Source organism: bacterium (genome assembly GCA_036524115.1).
GTDB lineage: Bacteria > JAUVQV01 > JAUVQV01 > JAUVQV01 > DATDCY01 > DATDCY01.
On the sequence record DATDCY010000081.1, the window covers coordinates 1 to 4,415 of the forward strand.

At 69.5% G+C, this 4,415-nt stretch carries 4 protein-coding genes and 1 tRNA gene; 2 read left to right on the forward strand and 3 right to left on the reverse strand.

Going from position 1 to position 4,415, the window contains the following annotated elements:
- The 3 genes from VI078_03905 to VI078_03915 form a co-directional block, all read right to left on the reverse strand.
- Positions 1-746, reverse strand: a 746-nt coding sequence (locus VI078_03905; protein HEY5998430.1) for an MASE3 domain-containing protein, incomplete at its 3' end; no start/stop codon positions are given.
- Positions 747-913: 167 nt separating this feature from the next.
- A complete protein-coding gene (locus VI078_03910; GenBank protein HEY5998431.1) occupies positions 914-2,179 on the reverse strand; it encodes a hypothetical protein in 1,266 nt (421 codons plus the stop codon).
- 28 nt (positions 2,180-2,207) lie between these two features.
- Positions 2,208-3,482 (reverse strand): hypothetical protein, encoded by a 1,275-nt coding sequence (locus tag VI078_03915; protein ID HEY5998432.1) that lies wholly within the window; start codon positions 3,480-3,482, stop codon positions 2,208-2,210.
- 180 nt (positions 3,483-3,662) lie between these two features.
- Between VI078_03915 and VI078_03920 the strand changes: the two genes are divergently transcribed.
- Positions 3,663-3,739, forward strand: a tRNA-Arg gene (locus VI078_03920).
- Between the two features lie 383 nt (positions 3,740-4,122).
- Positions 4,123-4,383, forward strand: a complete 261-nt coding sequence (locus tag VI078_03925) for a hypothetical protein (protein HEY5998433.1) — start codon at positions 4,123-4,125, stop codon at positions 4,381-4,383.
- The last annotated feature ends 32 nt before the right edge of the window (positions 4,384-4,415 follow it).

Here is a 4,415-nt window from a genome sequence, read left to right on the forward strand (position 1 = left end):
GCGATGGCGGTCTCGACCAGCGCCCGGTAGATGAGCGCGATCGAGACGAGCTTCAGCAGGTGGCCGATGAGGTTCGAGAAGCCGTAGACGTCGTTGTAGAGGGTGAACGAGACCTCGGTGCCGATCTTGAAGACGAGCGAGAGCGCGAGGGCCCTGAACACCGTGGGCTCGAAGCGCCCCTTTCGACGCGCGAGCAGGGCGAGCGCTCCGGCCAGGGTCAGCACGATCGCGTACTCGCTGCCGATCTTGAAGCCGGTCAGGCCCTGGCCCTCCACGAAGCAGGCGGGAAAGTGGCCGGAGAAGATCGCCGCGGCGAGGGCCCCGGCGACCGCGCCGCTGCCGAGCAGCGTCCCCGCCAGCGGGACGGCGCGGGCTACGAAGAGCGGCGCAATCAGGAGGGCGACGCTCTCGAAGGCGCGCGCCGCGATCCAGAGCTGGGTCGGGAGGTTCGCCCCGCCGCCCGGGAAGACGCCCATGCCCTTGTAGGCGAGCGCGTGCAGCAGGTCCAGAGCGGCGATGAACAGGTAGGCCTGGCCGAGGAAGAGCAGGAAGCCGGTGCGGTGCGTGCGACGCGTGTTCCAGGCGACCATGAAGATGCCCAGCGAAGCGACGACGCCGAGCAGCTCGATGATGGAGTGGAAGAGCAGGTAGTGCCAGCGGCTGACGGCGTACAGGGCCGCGACGAGCACGGCGGTGGCGAGCGCCGGAGGAAGGGCGCGCGTCAGCGCAGGCCACGCAGTTCGCACTGTTCCGTCTCCCGTCCTACGCAAAAATCCCGCGCTCCGCCGAAGCTGGAGCAGACTCTATGTAACTGCCCTGTAACGTGGTGTCAACCGAACCCCGGGCTCCCGGCGCCGCCAGCGCGGGGCACCGCTCAGCGTGGCGGGCGAGGGCGCCCTGACGCGCGATCGCTTCAGTCCGGGGGGCGTCCCGAAAGGTCCACGGTCCATCCTGCGGGCCAGGAGGCCGGCTGGTACGTCGGGTCGATCCGCCACTTGGCGACCTCCTGCGCCCACACCGGGTAGTAGCCGTGGTACCGGAAATCCATCCCCGGGTACTCGCGGACGTCGTGGAACAACCCGCTTGCGCACAACAGCACTGCGAAGACGGCCGGTACGCGCCATCGGCGGATCGGCCAGGTGTCGAGCGCGCTGAGCGTCATGAGCAGAAGCGTCACCTCCGGGATGAAAAGGTAGCGGGACGCCACCCGGGGGTCGATGAACTCGAGCTTGTCCCTCCCCGCGGACAACAGGACCGAACTGACGAGGAACAGGGCGCACGAGCCGAGCAGGACGCCCCGCACCTTCCGGGACGTGCTGACGAAGAGGAGCAGCGCGAGGAGGGCCTCGGCGGCGAGGAGCGCACCCGCGAGCACGTCCGCGTGGAGCGTGTCCGGGGATACGGCAACGGAGGTCAGTCGCTCCGCCCAGAGCCGCGCCGCCTCGCGGCCGAGGAAGGCCCAGACGATCTTGGTCCACGCGGTGGCCGTGACGACGAAGAAGCCCGCCTGGCCCGAGCGGTTGGCCATGTCGCCGGACTCCAGCAGCAGGGACGCGCCCTGCACGAGACCGGCGGCGAGCAGGATGAGGGACTGGACGGCGCGCTCGCGGCTGCGCGAGCGCAGGAAGGCCCAGAGGTAGAGGGTGAAGAGCATCGAGGTCGCCGGCCCGGTGAGCGCACCGACGAGGAGCAGGGCGCGGAAGGCGATCCGCCTGCCGCGGGGCAGTTCGTCGGGCTCCAGGAGGATGAGCACCGCGGCCAGGGCGAAGTGCAGCTGGCTGGTGATGGTGCTCAGCCAGATCTCCTTGCCCGACTTGGCCAGGAGGATGATCGCCAGGCCGAAGAGCTTCCGGCCCGGCGCCTGCCAGAACTCCGCCGCGCTCGTCGCCACGATCGCCGCCGGCGTCAACTGCGCGACGAGGGCAAAGAGCATCGTCACCATCGGAGCGTGATCCAGCGGCACGAGCTTGGCGGCCGCCGTGCCCGCCAGGCTGGCCCAGAGGCTGAAGTATCCGGAGGCCTGCCGCAGGAGCGACTCGACCCAGCCGTGGGACATCGCGAAGACGAAGTAGTCCGCCTCTTCGCCCCAGAAGTTCGGGCGGAGCACGAGCGGGGGGCAGCGCAGCACCGTGGCCAGCGCGTACGCGGCCAGCAGCAGGGCGGGGAGGGCGGACTTCAAATCTTATCGTCCCGGTGTGTTGTCGGCTTCAGTCCGGCGGGCGCCCCGAAAGGTCCACGGTCCATCCCGCGGGCCAGGAGGCCGGCTGGTACGTTGGATCGATCCGCCACTTGGAGACTTCCTGCGTCCACACCGGGTAGTAGTGGTGATACCGGAAATCCAGCTCCGGGTACTCGCGGATGTTGTGGAACAGCCCGCTGGCGCACAGCAGCACCGCGATGACTGCCGGCACGCGTCGTCCGCGATCTCGCCACGTGTCGGCCGCGCTAAGCGTCATGAGCAGAAGCGTCACCTCCGGGAGGAACTGGTAGCGGGACGCGACTCTGGGATCTATGAACCCGATCTTCTCCCTGCCCCCCGAGAAGAGGACCGAACTGACGAGAAACAGGGCGCACGAGCCAAGGAGGATGCCCCGCACGTTCCGGGAAGAACTGAGGAAGAGGAACAGGACGATCAGGGCCTCGGCGGCGAGCAGCAGCCCCGCCAGCGCGTCCGCCTCTGTCTTTTCCGGCCACATGGCGATGGTCATCAGCAGTCCGGCCCAGGGCCGCGCGGTGTCGTAGCCGAGGAAGGCCCAGACGATCTTGGTCCACACGGTGGCCGTGACGGTGAAGAGCCCGGTCTCGCCCGAGCGGTTGGCCAAGTCGCCGGCGAGCATCAGTGACACACCCTGGACGAGCCCGGTGGCGAGCAGGATCATCGACTGCACCGCGCGCTCGCGGCTGCGTGAGCGGAAGAAGGCCCAGAGGTAGAGCGGGAGAAGCAACGAGGTGGGCGGTCCGGTGAGTCCGCCGATGAGGAGCAGCGCGCGCAAGGCGATCCGCCTGCCGCGGGGCAGTTCGTCGGGCTCCATCAGGATGAGCACCGCGGCCAGCGCGAAGTGAAACTGGCTGGTGATCGTGCTCAGCCAGACTTCCTTGCCCGCCTTGGCGAAGAGGATGATCGCCAGGCCGAAGAGCTTCCTGCCGGGCGGCCGCCAGAAGTCGGCCTCGCTCGTGACCACGATCGCCGCGGTCGCCAGTTGGGCGACGAGGGCGAAGAGCATCGTCACGGTCGGGGCTCCATCGAGCGGCACAAGCTTGGCGGCCACCGTGCACGCCAGGTTCGCCCACAGGCTGTAATACCCGGAGGCCTGCTGCAGGAGCGAATCGACCCAGCCGTGGGACGTCGCGAACGCGAAGCACCGTCCCTCCTCGCCCCAGAAGTTCGCGGTGAAGACGACGGGGCGGCAGCGAAACACCGTGGCCAGCGCGTACGCGGCCAGCAGCAGGGCGGGGAGGGCAGGGACGGCGATGCGCTTCAACGCGGCGCGCCGAACGATGCGGGTGGGATCAAGCGGGTCCTCCTGCCGAAGCCGATGGCCGCTACCATAGCACCGGGCGCGCGGGACTGACAATCCGCCCCGGGGGCCGAGGTGATCGCGAGGGCGACCGGGGGATCGCGCTGGCGCATACCCGAGACAGACGGTAATATCGGCGCCGGAGCGCCCGTAGCTCAGTTGGATAGAGCAACGGACTTCTAATCCGTAGGCCGCTGGTTCGAATCCAGCCGGGCGCGCCAGGTTCTTCCTTGACTCCCGCCTCCGCCCCCGCCACAATCCCTCCCGCCGCAACAGTGCGGCGCCTGAACCATGGGGGTGTGAGCTGCTACTGACGGGCTTCCGATGCGCCGCCGGCGCCGCCCTCATCGCGCTTGCTGGCCTCCTCCCCGCGGCCCGGGCCGCCGATGTCCCGCCGACCTACTTCGGCGAGCGTTACGAGGATGGCCTCGCGGCCGCGCGCAAGCTCGACACGGAGTACGTCGAGGGGATCCGCGTCACGGGCACCCCGGCGTTCATCGCGCGGGTCCGCGCCGCGCTCGCGCTCATCGAGGCGGGAGACGCGGGCAGCTGGTACTACACGCGCAAGAACGTCCGGCGGATCACGCTCAACGGCCACGCCGGCATGGACATCGGCGGCGGCAGGATCACCGCGGCGGACGACGCCAACGAGCAGCCCGCTGTGTTCGCGGGCCGGATCGTCCACGAGGCGTGGCACGGGGAGTTGGCGCGCAGCGGTCAGGTGGCCGAGGGGGCGGTGGCTGAGGGCTTCTGCCTCGCGCGGCAGAACGAATTCCTGCGCCGCGCCGGGCTGCCGGCCATGGATCTCAGGGGCGCCCTCGAGAGCCGGTACTGGGAAAAGGAGTACTGGTCGCGCGACTGGTGAGGCGGCTGGCTGCCACACTGGCGCCCGCGCGC